This window comes from [Clostridium] ultunense DSM 10521 (assembly GCF_000511955.1).
Taxonomy (GTDB): domain Bacteria; phylum Bacillota; class Clostridia; order Tissierellales; family Tepidimicrobiaceae; genus Schnuerera; species Schnuerera ultunensis.
In genome coordinates this window covers 172,458-191,767 of record NZ_AZSU01000005.1, presented here as the reverse complement: position 1 = coordinate 191,767, position 19,310 = coordinate 172,458, and the positions used below count along the sequence as shown (strand labels likewise).

Sequence of the window (19,310 nt, the reverse complement as noted above, 5' to 3'; positions counted from 1 at the left end):
CTAGTTGTGTATCAAGTTGGCGTAATAATTGGGACTGAATTATCAACATTTTTCAAATATCCACCAGAAATTAGAAAGTTAATGTACACAACAAATACTATAGAAAATTTTAATAGACAATTAAGAAAAGTAACAAAAAATAAGACAATATTTCCAACAGATTTTTCTTTAGAAAAGAGTCTCTATTTAGCAATGGTAAATGCTACATCCAAGTGGACATCAAGAATGAGAGGTTGGGATCAAATACTTGCTCAGTTAAATATTTTCTTTGAAGATATTTTGAGTAAATAGCAAAAATAAAATGTGGATTTGATGGATAATTGCTTTGCAATTACCCACAACCCCACATTTGCTACTACTATCTTTTTATCTCCCTCAATAAAGAAGCTGTAAAGCTTGACAGCTTAGTTTTATTGTGTAAAAATATACTAAACTTAGTAAGCTTAATTAACTTTCTTATTGAACCTAATAAATTAAGATTTTAATCTTAAAATAGATTTTAAAATTTGTCAAAATTCCTTAATCTGGAATGACGAAACACAAATTATTTCACACTACTTCCTAACAATTAACCAATTATGAGGAAGAACCATTTTAATTTTATCATTTACAGTATAGCTACTAATAAAACTGTTTTTGACTGAACCTATATCTCTTTTAATTCCATTAACAAAAGAATTTAATTCAGGAATATTAAATTCCCTTGCTTTTGTCATCCATTTTTCCAATGGTAATTTGTTGTCTAAGAACATACCCTTAAAATTGTCAATCAGCTCTTTTAATTCTATAAGCTTATGGTAGCTTTCTTTAAGGCTTTCTAAAATATTAAGCTCGTCCTTAGTAAGATTGGAATCGTTTTTACATATTATTTTAGTTACAGTGTGTATGGAAATACTTTTCTTTCTCCCTTCACTTTTATTTTCATCGTAATTTATACCTTTTTTATCGTCATATATTCCTTTCTTAAGTCCATTTTTGTTTATATAAGTGGAAATTAAAGACCTTGAACCATCATAACCTTGTTGTATTAGAATATTTAATATTTCCTCATGGGTATTACCGTTGTCCAATAATTCCACGATTAATTCTTTATATGGATCCAATTTGCTTCCTCTCTTATAGCCAGAAGGCCAATAAACAGGTTTTTTAGCTCTTATATATTTTCTTATGGTTTCTCTAGACATTGAGCAATCTTTAGCAAGCTGTCTTTCAGATATCCCAGCTTTGTGTTTTTTTTATCTCCATCATTAAATTCCATTTAGCGGATATTTTTTCTTCTCTAATTCTATTTTTCAGATTTCTATTATCAATTACAATTACATTATTCTGATTACCTATGTCACTTTTACACATATCATCATTGCGGCTTGAGATTACTAGTTTCCTTGGATATTTTCTTTTAATATATTGGCTTATTGAATCTAGAAGATTTTTTATTAGATGGAACTTATCAGAAATTTGTTCTGCTTTTGGTAAAGCTTCCTTAATGGCAGATGCATATGTTATAGAATCATCCCTGCTTACTAATTTAATATGAGGGTAGTTTTTCAGCCATTCTGATAGGTCTTTTTTATTTCTACTCGGTAGTATATCTAATACTTTTCTTTTGTCCATGTCACATATTAATGTGCAATAATTCTTGCCTTTTCTAAAAGCAAAATCATCTACTCCAATATTAGTAACGGATTCATTAATTTTATTAAACCCTTTGGCAACTTTCTTAAAGTCCTTAATACGGTATCATGGGAAATTTTAATTCCAAGCTTACTCATAATTTTAGAAACTTTTTCTGCACTGGTTGATAGCCCCAGGATCTTGATTATCTCAATAATATTGTTGGGTAATCGTCCATAAGGATCTATAAAATCAAATCTTTCGGTAAAAACCTCCTGGTTGCAAAATATTTCTTTACACTTGAACTTTCTGGCTATTAATATAATTTCCTGAGGGCTTCCATCTAATGAACCATTAAACATCTTTCTAGTATATTTAGAATGTATCTTATCCGAAACTATTCCACAACTAGGACATTTACAGTACTTTTTAACACTTTCTGCTATGATGAATGTTTTATTACCTTCTTCAAACTGATGTATAATCCTTATATCTTCCATCTTTATCCCCTTTAATATAATAATTATGTTTAAATTATATTAAAGAGGATGTATTAAAGTCATTGATAAATATTTTCCATTTTTATCATCACCAAGTTTGCATGAGAACCACTTTTAAAGTATCATAAACAATAGGTGCTTTTAGGATAATCGAGTACCCTACACATAGTATCTATGTTATGTGTATTAGAGTTATCTTTGATTATTTCAAATATATCATCAGGAACTATTTGGTCGCGAATATAGCCATAGCTTTTTTTAATATTTCTACTTCTTCCTTAAGTCTTGCATTTTCTTTTTTAATCTTTAGAATTTCTTCAAGATTAGTAGTATCACCTTTTGCTTTAATAGGGGCTTTTTTCTTTACTCAATTACGTATTGCAGTTTGACTTGAGTCTTATTCGTCTGCTACTTCTTTAACTGGTTTTCCTGATAATACTAACTCTGCGATCATTGTTTTAAATTCATCTGTATAAGTATTTCTCTTAGTCATTTATGGATACTTCCATCCTTGTTTTTAGTATACAGAAAACCTTATTTTGTGTCCATACTTATATACTAACATTATAAAGAGATTGATGCGGCATGATGGCTACAAAAGAATTGGCAGAAGGATTGGGCAAATGAAGTGGGGATAATGTATTAATTTTAAACTTAGTGGAAAAATAATTATAATCAATATACTACTAAGGAGGTAAATAGATGTCAAATAACTCAGAAACTATAAAGGCACTTAATGAATTGCTACAAGGCGAATATATGGCAGTAGATAGCTTTAATAACTTCATATCTAGACTAAAAGATGAGAATGCAAAAAAGACCCTTCAAGAGGTTCAGAAGCAACATAGAGAAAATATTGATAAATTAGCAAGCTATATACAGAGCATAGGAGGACAGCCAGATGAAAATCTTGGCATGAAAGGAAGTATGGGAGAAATGATGCTAAACATGGATTTAGGTTCTAGTTCAGATATGGAGGAAGTTGTAAAAAAAGCTATCGAAGGAGAAACTAAAGGAGTTAATATGGCAGAAAAGGTTTTAAGAGGGGATCTAGATGATAGATCTAGAGATATAGCGGGCGAGATATTGGAAAAAGATAGAAAGTCTATTGAGAAATTGAAGAAACTGTTAAGATAAACTAATAGGGCCAGTAAGGCTCTTTTTTTATACGAAGTTTCAAGGTAGGTAGTGATAAGACTTCTTTTGCAGGACATACCATTTGCGGGGCATGTCCTTTCTTGTCGAAAATTTGTTAGAGGATTTTCTCCTTTCTTGTAGAAGTATATACGGAGAAAAGGGGGTTAACAGTTGGAAGCAATAGTAATACCAAAAGAATTTTACATAGCTTTTTTTAAATTTATATTTGGATTTATAATATTTATCTTTATCTATGAAATCTTAACAAGATATTTATTTGACTTTTCGATAAAGCTGATAAAATCTATATTAATTTTAACGAAAGTATTATTTTATGGATTTTTATTATTTTTCAGTCTTTTTTATGATTTTGAATTGAAGAGTATATCATTGATGCTTCCAGAAAGTATAAGTTTCACTCAATTAATCATGGTTCCAATTACTGGATTTGAAATGGTATCAAATATTGTAGATTTGTTTGAAGTTGATAATTATTTGAAAAAATAAGAATCTGATATTAATTTCTAAAGAGCCCTAACAGAGCCTCTTTTTCATGGGGTCAATACTTGTTAAAGTTTCCCTTGTTGGTATAATAAATGAAGTTGGTATAATAAATGAAAAGGGGCAATTCAATATGAATGAAAAATTAAAGAAACCATTTTATAAAAGATGGTGGTTTATTGCTTAGTAATTATTATTGTTATAGGTATAATTGGTTCAAGAGGGGATTAATCGGAGAAAAATGATAAACCTGCAACAATAGAAGAACCAAAAGTAGAAGATAATTAATCAAAATATAATATTACAGGAGAACTTAGTATAGAATTCAAAGATGATAAAGCAATAGTAACAATAACAACTAATGCGATAGATGGTTCTATATTTGAAACTCGGTGTTTGTCAAGTAAGTTGTCGCATTTAGTTATAAAAACATTAAGTTGCTCCGTTACCGATTTGCCATTGACATGGAGCCTCTGCCTATTTGGTTTAGGTACCTAAAGGCGGTGTTAATAATACGGTACTGCCTTTTTCATAGCTACCATATAGCCCTCTCCATATCAATGGTTGGATTACGCCAAATCTATTTATCTCTAATTTAATCACTCCTCTCTAAAATATATTTATTAAACTCTTCTTCATCTATAGTATTTAGTGCTACATAATTAGGCAATGGCCAATCTCTAATGCCATTGGACTATCTCTCTGGATGCTTTTCCCTGTTTTTTCTTTTTCTGCTTTTAAGAATTCTTTTAGTTCTTGAGGATCTTCTGTAATACTTTTATTAGCATTAATACATTGACTTTTCAACTCCTTTAATTCATCAACGTATATTACCTTTTTCCTGCAATATTCAGCTAGCACTACTTCTGTAAGTGTTGATGTTTTAAGAACTGCATAGAATTTATCTTCTGATGCCCATTTAATTGCAGGTTTATTATTATTTAAACTTTTGTTATTATCATTGTTTTTTCGAATCCATTGATATATAGTCGTTCTAGGTATATTCAATTTCCTTGAAAGACTGGTAGGTGTATCATTTGTCGGGGGTTATAATCTTTTTAATACAGATTCATTGAATTCTTTGGAATAGGTTCTTTTTTTAGACATAATCATTCTCCTTAGGTTGTTGTCGTAATTCTATTATACATTATTTTTCTATACGGCAACTATCCTAACATATAGGGAAAATCATATTAAAGACTACGAAAAAACCTTTGATGAAATAGCAACTAGCAAAGAATTTTTAGAAAGTCTCAATTTAAAGGTGGAGGATTAAAGAAGATGGCTGTTGTTGAGGAATATATACTAGAGGTTGATAGAGAACTAAGATATTTGACTTCTAAAACAGGTTCTAATTATGTATATATTAATAGTAGCGATTTTACCACAATGCTTAGTAACTTTTATTATGCTAGGCACATAAGATGTATGAAGATAAGTATAAGAAGTTTCTTAATGATTCCACCCAACTGGGAGGTTATAATAAGAAATATTGGGGACAGAATTGCAAAAAAAGTCCCCAATATCAAAACTATATGAAGCATATATTATGAAAAGTGTGTTGATATCAAAGGTTGTATCATTATATAAAAGTCGCTAAAAAAGGCTTGTCTTAACTTCGAATAATTGATCGGGGGTCCGAGTCCCTCAGGGTGCGCCAATTTTAATATAGGTTTGTGATATAAGGTCCCATAATAAATTGTCGTCGACCTCAGGTAGTGCAAAAACCCCTGGAGATCAACGACAATTTAATTTTTGAAGCAAATGTGTTAATTCCAATAAGGATAAAGGAAAGAAGCAAAAATTAAAATTCAAAAATCCAAGTATTTCTTATTTGATAAAAAATGAGAAACATAATAATATCAATATATGTAACGTTTATAGACTACCTATAAGGAATTCAAATTAAAATATATAAAACATCTAAATAAAAATATTGCAAAGGATAGGTAAAAACCTGTCCTTTTTTGTATTTATAGAAAAATTAATGCACTATAACCCAGTAGCTGAATATAGTAGATAGAGGGGGTATTTTTAATGACAACTATTAGGAAATTTTTTGGTTTAGGAATAATAATTATGATTATTTTAGGGCTATTCACTGGGAAAAGTTATGCAGAAATGGCAGACAACGGCAGTATATTAAAAGAATACTTAAGTAGTGGATATAATGATAATATATTAGAGCAAAGGAATACCCTATTGAGATTTCAAGCAGAAAACAATTTATCAGTTGATGGAATAATTGGCGATATAACTAATGAAGCATTGGCTGAAGAAAACAAAAAAATTATAGATATAATTCCTGAGGAAATTATGAAAAAGGAATGGTTTATAGTTATAAACAAAACTAAGAAAATATTAACCGTATATAATAATGGTGAAATATATAAGAAATATCCAGTAGCCCTAGGAAAAGATTCTACACCTACACCAGACCATAAATTTACTATAATTAATAAACTTAAAAATCCCTACTGGGGAGGAATGGGTGGGAAATTTAAACCGATAAGAGGTGGGGCTTCCGACAACCCCTTGGGGAAAAGATGGTTAGGCCTTTCTACAGAAAAATATAGAGGCTATGGAATTCATGGTAATTCTGCTCCTTTTTCCATTGGTAGATATATTTCTGCTGGATGTATTAGGATGATTAACGAAGATGTAGAAGAATTGTTTGAATATATTCCCATTAAGACAGATGTATGGATTGGGACAGAAAAAGCACTAGAAGAATGGGGAATTAAACAATATATAGAATATGAAAAAAAAGAAGAGATATGTTCCGTATTGCAACTAATATAAGATGGCAGGTTATGAGATAATCTGCCATCTTATTATTTAGGGAGTGTATCAAAAAAATCGGGGACGCACCCCGATTAGTGTAGCAGTTTAGCATTTTCTACCGAATCCGCCAAGTATATCGCCATTACAGAAAAGTATAACTAATAGCAAGAAAAAGAAAAGTAAAGAACTGTCATTATCACAACGATCTCTATCTCTTCTTCTACCTAATAAATCTTCAGTCACAAGCAACACCTCCTAAACATTATTGAGATAGGCAAAATACAATAAGAGAGGTTCAATACAGTAAAATATGCTAGGCAGAGATAGGTTATTTTCAAACCCTAATATATATTATGAAAAACATACCAGAGTGTGAGTGACAAAAGTAAGTTTTGGCTTTGTAAACTAATCATGGAAAAATAGTAATAACAGTAAATGTAATTGGCTATAGACTACCTATAAGGAAGTTGAAACATAAGAATAATTATTAAAAACAGATAAAATTATAAGAACCTTATCTTTAGGACAGCATATATATTTACTGAAAGGGGAGATAATATGACTAATAACTATAAAGACACTGATAATTTATATTATGATCATGATGAAGACGATATTAATGATGAAAGGATAGATAATAGACTTTGCAGAAGGTTCGCCCGTATATTAAATGCTTCAATATTGACATCAGAAGAAGACCTATGCGTAGTAACATTTAATAGAAATATTAGACCTGAGATTGCAGGAAGGCCTACAAGGAGTGCTCTTGCAATAGCTGCATTATTTTCTTTTGAGTCCATGGATAATAGAGGAAGAACGTTAAATTTAGGAGAAACGGTAATACTCCAAAGGGAAATAAACCCTTTCATATCAGCTTTAAGGGAAAGGGATATAGAGGTAACTGCTTTGCATAACCATTGGTTGTTTGATAGGCCAAGGTTGTTCTATATTCACTTTTTCTCTATAGAAGATCCGCTGACTTTTGCAAGAAAGGTTGCTGAAGCTCTTCAGGTATTAAGGAGATAAATTTGACCAGGTTTAGGCCTGGTCTTTTTTGTTTGTAGATAAGGGAAATTTAAAAGAAGATTTGATATTTTTTTACAATTAGCAACATATAATAAATAATATTAAATTATTGACCTACCATGTGGCTAATTGAATTAAAATAAGTTATACTGTATTTAGGAGGGGATATTATGGAAAAATTAAAATTTAAATCGGTAATGTTTGCTATGGTATTAGCACTATTAATTTCATGCATACCATTAAATGGGTTTGCAGAGGAAGACAGTTTAAGTAAAAATATTCAAAAGGTTAAAACCTTATTTAAAATAGGAGAGGAGTATGAACATTTTAATAAGCATCAGTATGATGTTTTCAATGGTAAGAATATTACAAATCTGTCTTGGAGTGGTCAAAATAGGCATATTAGTGTTGATGTTGATGAAGAAGGGAATATAATAGGTTATTGGAAAAGTGAATATAGTACGGATAAAAATCCAAGAATTTACAAATTCCCTAAAATAACTAAAGAACAAGGGGAGAAAGCTGCTAAAGATTTTATAAAAAAACTATATCCAGATATATTAGATAAAATTAAATCTAGAGATGAGGATGAACTTTATAGTACATATCGTAAAGATAATTTAAGAGAGTATGGTTATAGTTTTATGAGGATAGAAAATGATATATTATTTAATGAGAACAATGTATATATTGGTGTAGATAATCAAACTGGAGAGGTAACCAGTTTTAATATTAATTGGGAAAAAGATTTAGAATTTCCAGATGCGCAAGGTGTAATTTCAAAAGAAGAAGCAAAAAAAGTATATAAGAATAATATAGATTTAGAGTTATTGTATAAAATAAAAGAAACAGATAAAGATATAAAGCCATACTTAGGATATAATATTTTAGACACAGATAAGACAGTAGATGCTAAAACTAAGGATATACTCAGTACCTCATATAAATCTATGTATTCTATCTATGGACCGATATCCTATCAAAGTATGGAAAATATGTCAATTGAAGAAGAAAGTAAATTAATTGATTCTAAAAAGATAATAAGTAGGAAAGAAGCAGGTGGAAAAATACTAGACACATTTAAATTAGGGGAAGAATATGAAGTAAATAGCCATAAATTAAAGGGTAATAAAGAAAAAGATATTTACATATGGGAAGTAATGGTGATGAAACAAGTTGGAAACCATGGTAGTGGTACTAGCGCAACAATTAATGCTAAAACAGGAGAGATTATAGATTTTTCTGATCCTGGATCTTGGAGAACAGATGAAGAAAAAGCAAAATATAGCAAAGAAGAGTTGCTTGAAAAAGCAAAAGAAATTATAAAAAATAATAGTCCAGAAAAATATAATGAAGTAGAATATATAGAGGACGAAAATGAAGATTTAATTTATGGTGAAAATAATATATCAAATTTCTTATTTATAAGAAAAGTAAATGGTGTTAAAGTTGAAAGCAATGGTTTTAGAATAGCTTTAAGTAATGTTACAGGCAGTGTACTGTCATATAATTATAACTGGAGTGATTTAGAATTTGAATCTCCAAATAATTTAATAGAAAAGGATAAAGCAAAAGAAATACTATTAGAAGATGGAGAATTTGATCTAGAGTATCAAATAGAAAACAAAGAAAAAGATAAAAAGAATATTAAGTTAGTATATGATTTTAGAGATAAACATTTACCAGTAGACGCTAAAAAAGCAGAAGTTATAGACAATAGAAAGGAATTAGAGGAAAAATTAGCAATAAAAGAATATAAAGATATTGAAAACAGTTTTGCCAAAAACCAGATCCAAAAATTACAAAATTATATTTATTTATTCCAGGAAGATGAATTTAAACCAAAACAAGAAATAACTCAGAAAGAGTTTTTCCAATTACTTGCCCAAACTAAAGATATATATTATATATATGAGAATCAAAATCGTATATATGAAAGATTTATCCATGAAGGCATTCTAAAAGAAGAAGAAAAAAACATGGAAGCAAAAGTAACTAGAGAAGAAGCCATAATGTATATAATTAGAGCCTTTGGACAGGAACCATTAGATAATATTGGAGATATATATAAATTGGAGTTTGATGATGCAGATAAGATATCAACTAATTTGAGAGGACATATAGCAATCGCCAAAGGGCTGGGAATTATCAGTGAAGGAAGAAATTTCAGACCAAAAGATAATTTAACAAGAGAAGAAGCAGTTGTTTTAATATACAATATCCTAAATAGGGATATATAATAAGAATAAAACATGAAAAGCACTTATCTAGAAGATAGGTGCTTTTTATGTGCAGAAACTTAATTCTTTTAAAAAATGAAAATTATTTTAATTACTGATTTCTCTTATAATAATATCTAATTCAGATTTGGTTATAATAACAGTAAAATTAGATTAACAAAAAATAAGATTGGAGGGTTAATATTGGCAGTTGTTAAAGTCATAGAACTTCTTTCAGAATCAGCTAATGGATGGGAAGCTGCAGCCCAGGAAGCGGTCACAGAGGCAGCTAAAACCATAGACAATATCCAAAGCGTATATATAAGCAATATGCAGGCTATTGTTGAAAATGATAAAATAGTTAATTATAGGTTAAACGTTAAGATTTCATTTATTGTAAAATAGCATAAAAGTTCTTCGATAAAAAGCATATTATTGAATTAATATGCTTTTTTAATGCAAAAAAGAGGAAAATTAGTGAATAGGTCGAAATATAATTATAGGGCAGAAAATAATTTACTTATTCTATGATGGTAAATCATCTTTTATAAAATTGAAAGGAGTAAGAATATGATAAATATACTAAAAGAGTTACCAAAAATTGAATTACACTGCCATTTAGATGGAAGCGTAAGACCAGAGACTATGTTTGAGCTTTTATCAGAAAAAGAAGAGTTGAGTTATAAAGGTTTCAAAGAATTTGAAGCATTAGTAAAGGTAAAAGATGAATGTAATTCTTTGGTAGAGTATTTGAAAAAGTTTAAATATCCATTAAAGATTATGCAAAGTCAAGAAAACATAGAGAGGATAACCTATGAGCTATTAGAAGACCTAAATATGCAAAATGTAAAATATGTTGAAATTAGGTTTGCACCTTTTCTCCACACTAGAGAGGGGCTAACCTTTGATGAGGTTGTAAAATCTGTATTAAGAGGAATGGAAGGGGCTAAGAAGGACTTTGGCATAATTTCCAATGCTATACTTATATGTATGAGAGATGAAAGTGTAGAGGAAAGCATAAAGGTAGTTGAATATGGTGCCAAATATATTGGAAAAGGGGTAGTAGCAGTAGATTTAGCAGGAAATGAGCAGGACTTTCCTCCGGAATTGCATGAAGAAGCATTTAAATTTGCTTTCCAAAAAGGGTACAATATTACTATCCACGCAGGAGAGACTGGAATAGAAGAAAATATTCCCAAGTCCATAGAATTACTCCATGCTCAGAGAATAGGCCATGGTATAGCAGCAGCAAAAGACCCTAAAATAATGGAAATGTTAAAGGAAAAAAACATATTCCTAGAGATGTGTCCTATAAGTAATCTACAAACTAAGGCAGTAGAATCAATAGAAGATTATCCAATAAGGAATTTCATGGAAAAAGGGTTGAAAATTACAGTAAATACGGACAATACCACAGTTTCAAATACTTCCTTAGAAAAAGAGTACAATTTTTTAATTAAGAAATTTAATTTTAATATTGAAGATATTTTAGAGCTTATAGATAATTCCATAGAGGCTGCGTTTTTACAAGAAAGTGAAAGAATATACCTAAGAAAAACCATAGAAGATGAGTTAATAACAATGGAGTTGATTTAAATGAGACCAATAGACATGCATTGTGATACAGTTTTAAGATTAATGGAGGATAAAGAAAATATTGGACTATATAAGAATGATTTGAGTGTAGATATAGAAAAGTTAAAAAGAGCTAACTCCTTAGCTCAATTTTTTGCCATATGGGTAGATATAAAAAGTGAGCGGGACCCAATGGAGATTTGCTTAGAGATGATAGATAAATTTTATGTAGAAATGGATAAAAATTCTCAAGAGATTGCAATAGCAACTAATTATGAAGATATTATTCGAAATGATAGAGAAGGTAAAATTTCTGCTGTTCTGGCCATAGAAGAAGGGGCCGCTATTAAGGGCGAATTATACAATTTGAGAAACTTTTATAGATTGGGTGTAAGAGCTATAACTTTAACTTGGAATGAGGTAAATGAGATAGGCTATTCTAATTTTTATGAAGAATATAGAGATAGAGGATTAACGGATTTTGGTCGTGAAGTTGTTTATGAGATGAACAGATTAGGGATGCTTATCGATGTGTCCCATCTTTCAGACCAAGGATTCTATGATGTTTCAAAGGAAAGCACAAAACCCTTTATCGCATCTCATTCAAATTCACGTACAATTAAAGAACATTCTAGAAATCTAACAGATGATATGATTAAGATACTTTCAAATAGTGGAGGAGTAATGGGTATATGTTTTGAAAGGGATTTTTTAGGAGACACAGAAAATGCTAGGGTAGAGGATATGGTAAAGCATATTAAGCATATTAAAAAAATTGGAGGAATTGATGTTATAGCTTTAGGCTCCGATTTCGATGGTTCCCATCCTAATTGTGAAATAAATAATATAGGTGAAATAGAAAAACTGGCATATGCATTAAAGGACAATGGTTTTTCAGATGATGAAATAGATAAGATATTTTTTAAAAATGCACTGAGGGTAATAAAAGATGTATTATAGATTATTTTTGAGTTTATGGAGGTAGCTATTATGAGAATAAGGAGAGCGAAAGAAGAAGATTTTAAAGAAATATGGCCTATTTTTAAGGAAGTCATAAGTAAAGGGGATAGCTATGTATTTAATCCTGATACAAGTATGGAAGATGCCTACTACTATTGGTTTGGAGAGGGGATTAAAACCTATGTAATCGAAGAGGATGATAAAATTGTGGGAATGTATAAACTTATTGCGAATCAACCCGACTTAGGTTCTCATGTAGCAAATGCTTCCTTCATGGTATCTTTAAGCCATCAAGGTAAAGGATTCGGTAGAAAAATGGGAATTAATTGCCTTAAGGAAGCAAAAAAAGCCGGCTTTAAGGCAATCCAATTCAATTTTGTTGTTTCTACCAATACTGGAGCAATTAAGCTATGGAAGGATTTGGGATTTGAGATCGTTGGGACATTACCTAAAGCTTTCAACCATATGGAATTAGGGTTAGTAGATGCTTACGTAATGTATAGATTTTTAGATGATATTCAATTATAAATGAATAAATAAATATTTAACCAATAGTGATATAGAATAAATGCTTAGAGCAATAAATATAATTTTTTCAAGTTTGCTATTGGTCTTAATGGTAATTGGTGAAGATATATTGCTGCCTAGGGGAAAGAATATCCCTATTCCCATAGGGGTAAAGAAATCTGCCACTAAATGGCATATATATCCTATAATAAAACCAGAATATATAGGGTACAGCCCACAGTTTTTTGCACCTATTTTAACTATAGTTGCAGATATAAGAAAACCTACCATACTATGGGTAAAACATCTATGGGAGGATATTCCTATAAGCAAGGATATTATTCCCAATAATATAAAGGGTTTACTACCTTTAGTTAAATAATAATATATAAAAATACTTCCAAATGTTAAGTAAAACAAAGCTCTATAAAAATTATTATTTATCAGTAATAATTTTTGATTTAATTTACTCTTAGGGTGATCTAAATCAGGAACCAAAGATCCAACTATTGAAGATAAAACTATAATCAGTTGATTTTCTATAGGTTGTTCAATAGATAAAGTTAATGCTGTTGCTATTCCTATTGCTACATGGGTTTGTCCTGTCATAAAAGCTCCTCTCTAATGTCATAAAGAATGAATTAAATTAACGCGACTTGTTATATTATAACTTGTTTAGAACATACATTCAAGTATAAAACAGAAAACAAGGGATGGCTAAATCTGGGAATAAAAAGCGACAACAAAAGGCTTGTTGTCGCAAATTTTTGTGGTTATTTAATTTTATTAGCAGGAATTTCCTGGGCATTTTGATATAGTATTAGATGAGTTACATTGCCAGTATCATCTTTTTGGAAAGTAATTTTAGCATCTACCACTTTATAAAAGAATTCTTCTTCTGACTCAGGAAATATTTCAAATTTATCTTGGCCAGTAAGCTGGGCATAGAGGCTGTTATCTTCCTTTGTAATTTTAATGATTACATTTGGAGCCAATTCGTATTCTCCTACATAATTGTCATATACTTTAGGGTCTATTTCTATTTCCTTTTTTTCTTCTATATCTTCTACTCTTTTGCAAACAAAGGTCATACCTAGTTGTTCAAGGACAAGTTCAGTTATCTTTTCTTCTTCATCTTTAATAAATTCTATTCTAATATCTACGTCTTTAGCAAAGAACCTGTTATTTGATAGAGGTAGTATTTCAAAAGCATTTTGGCCTGTAACTTGGGCATATAATTTATCCTCTATTTTGGTTATATTTATATATGTGCCATCTATAAATTCATACTTTCCGATATAATTATCATATAAATTTGGATCCTCTATTTCAATTTCCTTTAAAACCTCAGGCATTTCATAATCCTTGTCAAGGACTATAGAAGTTAAGGCGTTTGTTAAAGATGTAGTATCATAATAGGCACTATTTGTAAGGATAACAACAACTAAGTCTTTTTCTGGATAACGAGCTATATTAGCAGTAAAGCCCATAGTATTGCCACCATGGAAAATTTGTCTTCCCATATCAGTATCAGCAATCATCCAACCATAACCATAACTTCCTGCACCAGGCATAGTTATATATTCTGTAAATATTTTATCTAAAGTTTCTTTCTTTACGAGCTGTTCTGTACTTAAAGCTCGGTCCCATCGATATAAATCTTCAACTGTAGAATATATATTTCCTGCACCATAGGCCTGGGTTAATACCAATTCATCGTCTACAGGATATATTTCTAAAAAGCCTGTATAAGGAGTAGCGTCAGGGAATTGGTTGTTTTCAATATAATATGAACCTGTATTTGACATATTAAGAGGAGTAAAAATATTTTTTTGTAAATAATCTTCTAAAGACATATCTGTTATATTTTCAACTATCATACCTAGTAATACATAATTGGTATTGCTATAGCTAAACTCTTTTCCAGGTTCAAATTCTAAAGGTAGATTTTTTATAAGTTCTATTGTTTTCATAGGGTCTTTATTATTTAAATCAATATCTAAGAACTCGCTTAAGTTTGTATAATTTGTTAAACCTGATGTATGGGTTAATAGATTGTGAATGGTGATTGAATCTCCATTTGGAAAATCAGGGAAGTATTTTGAAATTTTATCTTCCACACTTAGTAATCCTTTTTCATTAAGCTGCATAATAGCCATTGCAGTAAATTGTTTTGTAATAGAGCCAATAGCAAATTTAGTTTGAGATATATTGTTTGTATTTTGCTCAAAATCAGCAAAACCATAGCCTTTATTAAGAAGTACTTCACCATCTTTAGCTACAAATACACTACCATGAAAATTTTGATGTTTTTCAAGGGCTTTTATATAAGCATCTAGTTCAGCTTGTTTATCTTTATCCTTAGATATAGTAAAAAAGGACTCGTTTTTCTCCTCTGGTTGATTAATTTTTAGAACCTGGTGCTTACCATTCCATCCTATAACTAAACCTAGGGCATTGCTGAATAATTCCATTGGTACAAAGGTTTTAGTTTCTTTTAGAATGGGTGGAGATTTTAATACTAGAATTTCTCCATTTACATCAACCTTTGTCTCACCAATTTTTAGTTCAATAATTTGGGAGCCTTTGGAAAGGGTAATACTTCGAGTATTGCCATCCCAATTAACTTTGTATTCCAATTTTTCTGCTATCTCACGTAAAGGAAGCATAATTTGATTAATTTCATTTGTAATTATTTCATCCTCTAGAGAAACTTTCTCTTCATCTAATAGAATATTTATATTAGCTTGAGGGGTTCCCAATGTAGTAGCAGGAATACCCAATAATAAGCTTACTAGTAATACTATTGATACAATTCTTCTTGATATGTTCATCTTCTATCCCTCCATACTATTTAGATTAACCAATAATTACCTATGGTCATAATATTATTATAACATAGGAGTAGCTATTAAAAAAACTAAAACCCCAGAGATTTTCTGGGGTTTTAGTTTATATTAAATTTTGGCTCTACTATAGGAATAGGGCCATTCCATATCATAATTTAATTTACTAGCAGCTTGTAAAGGCCAATAAGGATTTCTTAATAATTCTCTACCTAGGAATATGAAATCAGCCCTATTGTTTTTTAATATTTCTTCAGCCATATCTGGTTCTGTAACCAATCCTCCAGCGATAATTGGTAAATTGGTTCCCTTTTTAATCGTTTCTGCAAAGGGTATTTGATAACCTGGGTAAACATCAATCCTAGCAGGAACTACTCCTCCTGAACTTATATCTATTATATCTATGCCTTCATCTTTTACAATATTGATTATTTCTACTAAATCTTCTGGATGATTTCCATCTTCTACATATTCTTCAGCAGAAACCCTCAGGATTATAGGTTTGTTTTCAGGCCATACGGTTTTGATTTCTTGAGTTATTTCCCTTAAGAATCTAACTCTATTTTCTATGCTACCTCCATATTCATCTTTTCTTTTATTAGTAAGAGGGGATAAAAATTCATTGATTAAATATCCATGAGCTCCATGGATTTCAATAGTATCAAATCCAGCTTCATTAGCTCTCCTTGCCCCTTCCTTAAAAGCATTTATTACAAATTTTATATCATCTATAGTCATTTCTTCTGGAGTGGGATAAGTATCATTAAAAGCAATAGGAGATGGTGCAATAATCTTTTCAGATTTTACTTCGCATTTTCTTCCTGCGTGGGCTAATTGAACGCCTACTTTGGCCCCTAATGCTTTAGAACTTTGGACTATCCTTGCTAGTCCTTCTATATGAGAATCATCCCAGATTCCTAAATCCCCTTCTTTAATCCTTCCTCTACTTTCTACTGCCGTAGCTTCTAAAATTATAAGACCAGTTCCTCCTATGGCACGGGAAGCATAATGGATTTCATGCCAATCCTTAGCATAACCTTCCTCGTCAGCAGCAACCATGCACATAGGTGCCATTACAATACGGTTTTTTAGTTCTAGGTCTTTAATCTTTATATTTGAAAATAATTTAGTCATAGTTACACTCCTTTCCTTAGTCTATATACCCAAGTTTCATGAAATTTATAATTAAAATCAATTTGTTGTTTTTAATGTTTTTAAAAAATTAATTAATAAATTTAAATCAACCTCTTTATTTAAATATTCAACTAACATAGACGAGTTGGTTCTTAATTCTCTATTAATAATAGCTTTAAAATCTAGAGCACTTTTCTCACCTTTATTGTAAACATAATAGTTTTCAAACTTTTTAGCTTTAGATAAAAAATCTTCTATATCTTTAGTATGAATTCTATGGAATTTCTTTTTCCAAACTAAATTTCCGTCTACTATATAGAATAACTTATAACCATCATCTAATCTTTCCCCTACTAAAATTTTTTTATCCTTTGTAATATCCATTTTGTTAGAATGATATAAATATTTTAGCGATGATAGTAAATCCCTGTAATATGAAGCCCTTTCAAATTGTAATAATGAAGAAGCTTCTCCCATTTTAGCTTTTATTTTGAATAGGAATTCTTCCATAGATTCTCCTTGGGATAATATCTCTACTATAGCTTTCTTATTCTCCTCAAAATCATCTTTTTTCATACTTAAAGGTAAAGGATGATAATTAAATTCATATGAGTATAAACCTTTCTTAATAGGATATATTTTATGGAAAAGTTTTACTAAATTTACAAGAATATTTCTACTTCTATAAGGACCAAAACTATATACATTCTTTCTTTCTAGATTAACAGATAGGGGATTAAAACTATTGTCGTCTTCTATTATCAAATATAAATATTTTTTATCATTCTTAAACTGGCTATTATAAATAGGTCTATATTTTTTTATTAAACAACATTCTAATAACTGAGCTTCTAAATGGGTGTCTGTAACTATAAAATCAATATCATGGATATTGAAGACCATTTGCTTTATTTTGTTAAAGTTAGCTTTAGTTTGAAAATATGATCTTACTCTTTTACTTAAAGATTTACTTTTACCAATATAAATTATATTCCCCTGGGAATCTTTCATTTGATATATGCCGGGTCTTTCAGGTATGGATTTGATTTTATCTACTAGTTCTTTAGGTATATTCAATATAATCACCAACTATATATTTAGTATAATCATTTTTTCATATTCTAAAACTTCTGTCAAATATATAAAGGCTTTGAAAATATAGTGTAGAATAATAAATAAAAGATAAGATTATCAAAGTAGTTATGTGGAGGATGGATTAGTAATTGTCATGGTCTATATTTGTATCCTTAAATTAAAGTTTTTGTAGATAATTGCATATCCTGATATAAAAGAGAAAGGAAGATTTTAAATGGATTATCCTATCGTCTTTATACCAGGACTCTTTGGTTCTTTAGGGGATGATGTGATAAAAGGAACAGGAGAATTTTCTTTCGGATTGGCAGAAAGAATCTATAGACCTTTCATCCAAATATTGAATGCCATGGGGTATATGGAAGGTTTGAATTTATTTATTTCCTATTATGATTGGAAAAAACCGGTGTTGGAGGCAGTAGATAAATATTTATTTCCAGACATAGAAAAGGTTAAAAGCAAGACAAGGAAGAATAAAGTAATACTTATTGGCCATAGTCTAGGTGGATTATTGGGAAGGGCTTATCTAAGCTATTTTAGTCCCTCTTCAGTGGATAAATTGATTATGATAGGTACTCCAAATTTAGGAGCTGTAAATGCTTATTATTTCTGGAGTGGAGGGAAAATCCCTTATTCAAAAGTAGAGGATAATATTCTTTACAATGGATTGAAAATTGGATTTATGCTTTATTTTTCTTTATTTAAAAATATAAGCCATATAGAGGTTTTAAGGAGTATTTTTCCTGTAGCAAGGGATTTATTGCCTAGCTTTGGGTATGGAAACTATTTATTCTATGAAGAAAATGGGAAAAGGAAGGAAATTGCAGTAGAGAGAATGTTAGCTAAAAATATATTTTTAAGTGAATTGGAAGAAAAGTATATTGATCCGAGTAAGATTTTAATTATTGCTGGTAAAGATATTTTTACTAATAAGGAATTTTTAGTAGATGTAAAGAATAAAGGGAAAACCAAATGGAAAGATGGAAGACCGATAAAAGCTTATAGAACTAATTATGGAGATGGAACAGTAACTACCTTCAGTGCTCTAGGCAATTTAAATGGACAAAATATATTGCTTGAAGGCAATCATACGGATATTTTATACAAGTCAAAGGATTATCTATCTTCTGTTTTAGAAAAACCTTTAAGTAAAGATATTAGAGGAGAGGCAGTAGAAAAAGTCCACATTATTTTTGCTAAAAATTGTGATAGAATTAATGTAATAACTCCCTTAATTAATGAAATATCTAGTCAAAGAATTAATATTGTAGACAATAGGGTAGAGGCTATCTATTTAGGAAATGATAATTTTTGGATTATGGTTGCAGGGGATAGGGACTTAGAAATTCAGCTAGACAAAAGTGTTATCGGGGAAATATTTGTAAAATCAATTAGATAATTACTATTTCCATGAA

The 19,310-nt window shown here is 30.0% G+C and carries 20 protein-coding genes and 1 pseudogene; 12 read left to right on the top strand and 9 right to left on the bottom strand.

Annotation, left to right across the window (positions count from 1 at the left end; genetic code table 11):
• Positions 1–291: pseudogene (locus CUL_RS0113010) on the top strand (transposase); the annotation flags it as partial.
• A gap of 263 nt (positions 292–554) precedes the next feature.
• Here the strand turns inward: CUL_RS0113010 and CUL_RS0113005 are convergent.
• The 3 genes from CUL_RS0113005 to CUL_RS0112995 form a co-directional block, all read right to left on the bottom strand.
• A complete protein-coding gene (locus CUL_RS0113005) occupies positions 555–1,103 on the bottom strand; it encodes a transposase (RefSeq protein WP_157752664.1) in 549 nt (182 codons plus the stop codon).
• Between the two features lie 106 nt (positions 1,104–1,209).
• Positions 1,210–1,614 carry a transposase gene (locus CUL_RS0113000; RefSeq protein WP_025642137.1) on the bottom strand — a complete coding sequence of 135 codons (405 nt, stop codon included), beginning with the start codon at positions 1,612–1,614 and terminating at the stop codon, positions 1,210–1,212.
• Positions 1,615–1,664: 50 nt separating this feature from the next.
• Complete coding sequence (locus CUL_RS0112995) at positions 1,665–2,114, bottom strand: transposase (RefSeq protein ID WP_025642136.1); 450 nt, start codon at positions 2,112–2,114, stop codon at positions 1,665–1,667.
• Between the two features lie 702 nt (positions 2,115–2,816).
• On the opposite strand from CUL_RS0112995, the gene CUL_RS0112985 reads away from it, so the two are divergent.
• Both CUL_RS0112985 and CUL_RS0112980 read left to right on the top strand, forming a co-directional pair.
• Positions 2,817–3,251 (top strand): DUF2383 domain-containing protein, encoded by a 435-nt coding sequence (locus CUL_RS0112985; protein WP_025642135.1) that lies wholly within the window; start codon positions 2,817–2,819, stop codon positions 3,249–3,251.
• Positions 3,252–3,422: 171 nt separating this feature from the next.
• Positions 3,423–3,758, top strand: coding sequence for a hypothetical protein (locus CUL_RS0112980; protein WP_005585932.1), 336 nt, complete (start codon positions 3,423–3,425; stop codon positions 3,756–3,758).
• A gap of 648 nt (positions 3,759–4,406) precedes the next feature.
• Here CUL_RS0112980 and CUL_RS0112970 read toward each other — a convergent pair.
• Positions 4,407–4,760, bottom strand: a complete 354-nt coding sequence (locus CUL_RS0112970; protein ID WP_025642134.1) for a hypothetical protein — start codon at positions 4,758–4,760, stop codon at positions 4,407–4,409.
• A gap of 273 nt (positions 4,761–5,033) precedes the next feature.
• Between CUL_RS0112970 and CUL_RS0112965 the strand changes: the two genes are divergently transcribed.
• Positions 5,034–5,291, top strand: coding sequence for a hypothetical protein (locus tag CUL_RS0112965; protein ID WP_025642132.1), 258 nt, complete (start codon positions 5,034–5,036; stop codon positions 5,289–5,291).
• 498 nt (positions 5,292–5,789) lie between these two features.
• Positions 5,790–6,554: a L,D-transpeptidase gene (locus CUL_RS17415; protein WP_005585933.1), complete on the top strand. Its 765-nt coding sequence runs from the start codon at positions 5,790–5,792 to the stop codon at positions 6,552–6,554.
• A gap of 87 nt (positions 6,555–6,641) precedes the next feature.
• Here the strand turns inward: CUL_RS17415 and CUL_RS19785 are convergent, their stop codons facing one another.
• Positions 6,642–6,779: a hypothetical protein gene (locus CUL_RS19785; RefSeq protein ID WP_179956605.1), complete on the bottom strand. Its 138-nt coding sequence runs from the start codon at positions 6,777–6,779 to the stop codon at positions 6,642–6,644.
• A gap of 315 nt (positions 6,780–7,094) precedes the next feature.
• On the opposite strand from CUL_RS19785, the gene CUL_RS0112950 reads away from it, so the two are divergent.
• The 6 genes from CUL_RS0112950 (at position 7,095) to CUL_RS0112925 (ending at position 12,844) form a co-directional block, all read left to right on the top strand.
• Positions 7,095–7,562, top strand: coding sequence for a DUF1259 domain-containing protein (locus CUL_RS0112950; RefSeq protein ID WP_005585935.1), 468 nt, complete (start codon positions 7,095–7,097; stop codon positions 7,560–7,562).
• 170 nt (positions 7,563–7,732) lie between these two features.
• A complete protein-coding gene (locus tag CUL_RS0112945) occupies positions 7,733–9,802 on the top strand; it encodes an S-layer homology domain-containing protein (RefSeq protein ID WP_025642131.1) in 2,070 nt (689 codons plus the stop codon).
• A gap of 183 nt (positions 9,803–9,985) precedes the next feature.
• Positions 9,986–10,186: a dodecin family protein gene (locus CUL_RS0112940; protein WP_005585938.1), complete on the top strand. Its 201-nt coding sequence runs from the start codon at positions 9,986–9,988 to the stop codon at positions 10,184–10,186.
• Between the two features lie 165 nt (positions 10,187–10,351).
• Positions 10,352–11,377 carry an adenosine deaminase gene (gene add, locus CUL_RS0112935; protein WP_025642130.1) on the top strand — a complete coding sequence of 342 codons (1,026 nt, stop codon included), beginning with the start codon at positions 10,352–10,354 and terminating at the stop codon, positions 11,375–11,377.
• Entirely contained in the window at positions 11,378–12,316 is a 939-nt protein-coding gene (locus tag CUL_RS0112930) for a dipeptidase (RefSeq protein ID WP_025642129.1), read from the top strand. It abuts the gene before it with no gap.
• Positions 12,317–12,346: 30 nt separating this feature from the next.
• A complete protein-coding gene (locus tag CUL_RS0112925) occupies positions 12,347–12,844 on the top strand; it encodes a GNAT family N-acetyltransferase (protein WP_025642128.1) in 498 nt (165 codons plus the stop codon).
• Here the strand turns inward: CUL_RS0112925 and CUL_RS0112920 are convergent.
• The 4 genes from CUL_RS0112920 to CUL_RS0112905 form a co-directional block, all read right to left on the bottom strand.
• Complete coding sequence (locus CUL_RS0112920; protein ID WP_005585942.1) at positions 12,839–13,432, bottom strand: metal-dependent hydrolase; 594 nt, start codon at positions 13,430–13,432, stop codon at positions 12,839–12,841. The two genes, CUL_RS0112925 and CUL_RS0112920, sit on opposite strands and share 6 nt — an antisense overlap.
• 164 nt (positions 13,433–13,596) lie before the next feature.
• A complete protein-coding gene (locus CUL_RS17410) occupies positions 13,597–15,657 on the bottom strand; it encodes a serine hydrolase (protein ID WP_025642126.1) in 2,061 nt (686 codons plus the stop codon).
• A gap of 123 nt (positions 15,658–15,780) precedes the next feature.
• Entirely contained in the window at positions 15,781–16,803 is a 1,023-nt protein-coding gene (gene namA, locus CUL_RS0112910) for an NADPH dehydrogenase NamA (RefSeq protein ID WP_025642124.1), read from the bottom strand.
• Between the two features lie 57 nt (positions 16,804–16,860).
• Positions 16,861–17,880 carry a GIY-YIG nuclease family protein gene (locus tag CUL_RS0112905; RefSeq protein ID WP_025642122.1) on the bottom strand — a complete coding sequence of 340 codons (1,020 nt, stop codon included), beginning with the start codon at positions 17,878–17,880 and terminating at the stop codon, positions 16,861–16,863.
• A gap of 232 nt (positions 17,881–18,112) precedes the next feature.
• Here CUL_RS0112905 and CUL_RS0112900 point away from each other — a divergent pair, with 232 nt between their 5' ends.
• Positions 18,113–19,294, top strand: coding sequence for an esterase/lipase family protein (locus CUL_RS0112900; protein ID WP_025642120.1), 1,182 nt, complete (start codon positions 18,113–18,115; stop codon positions 19,292–19,294).
• Positions 19,295–19,310 lie beyond the last annotated feature (16 nt).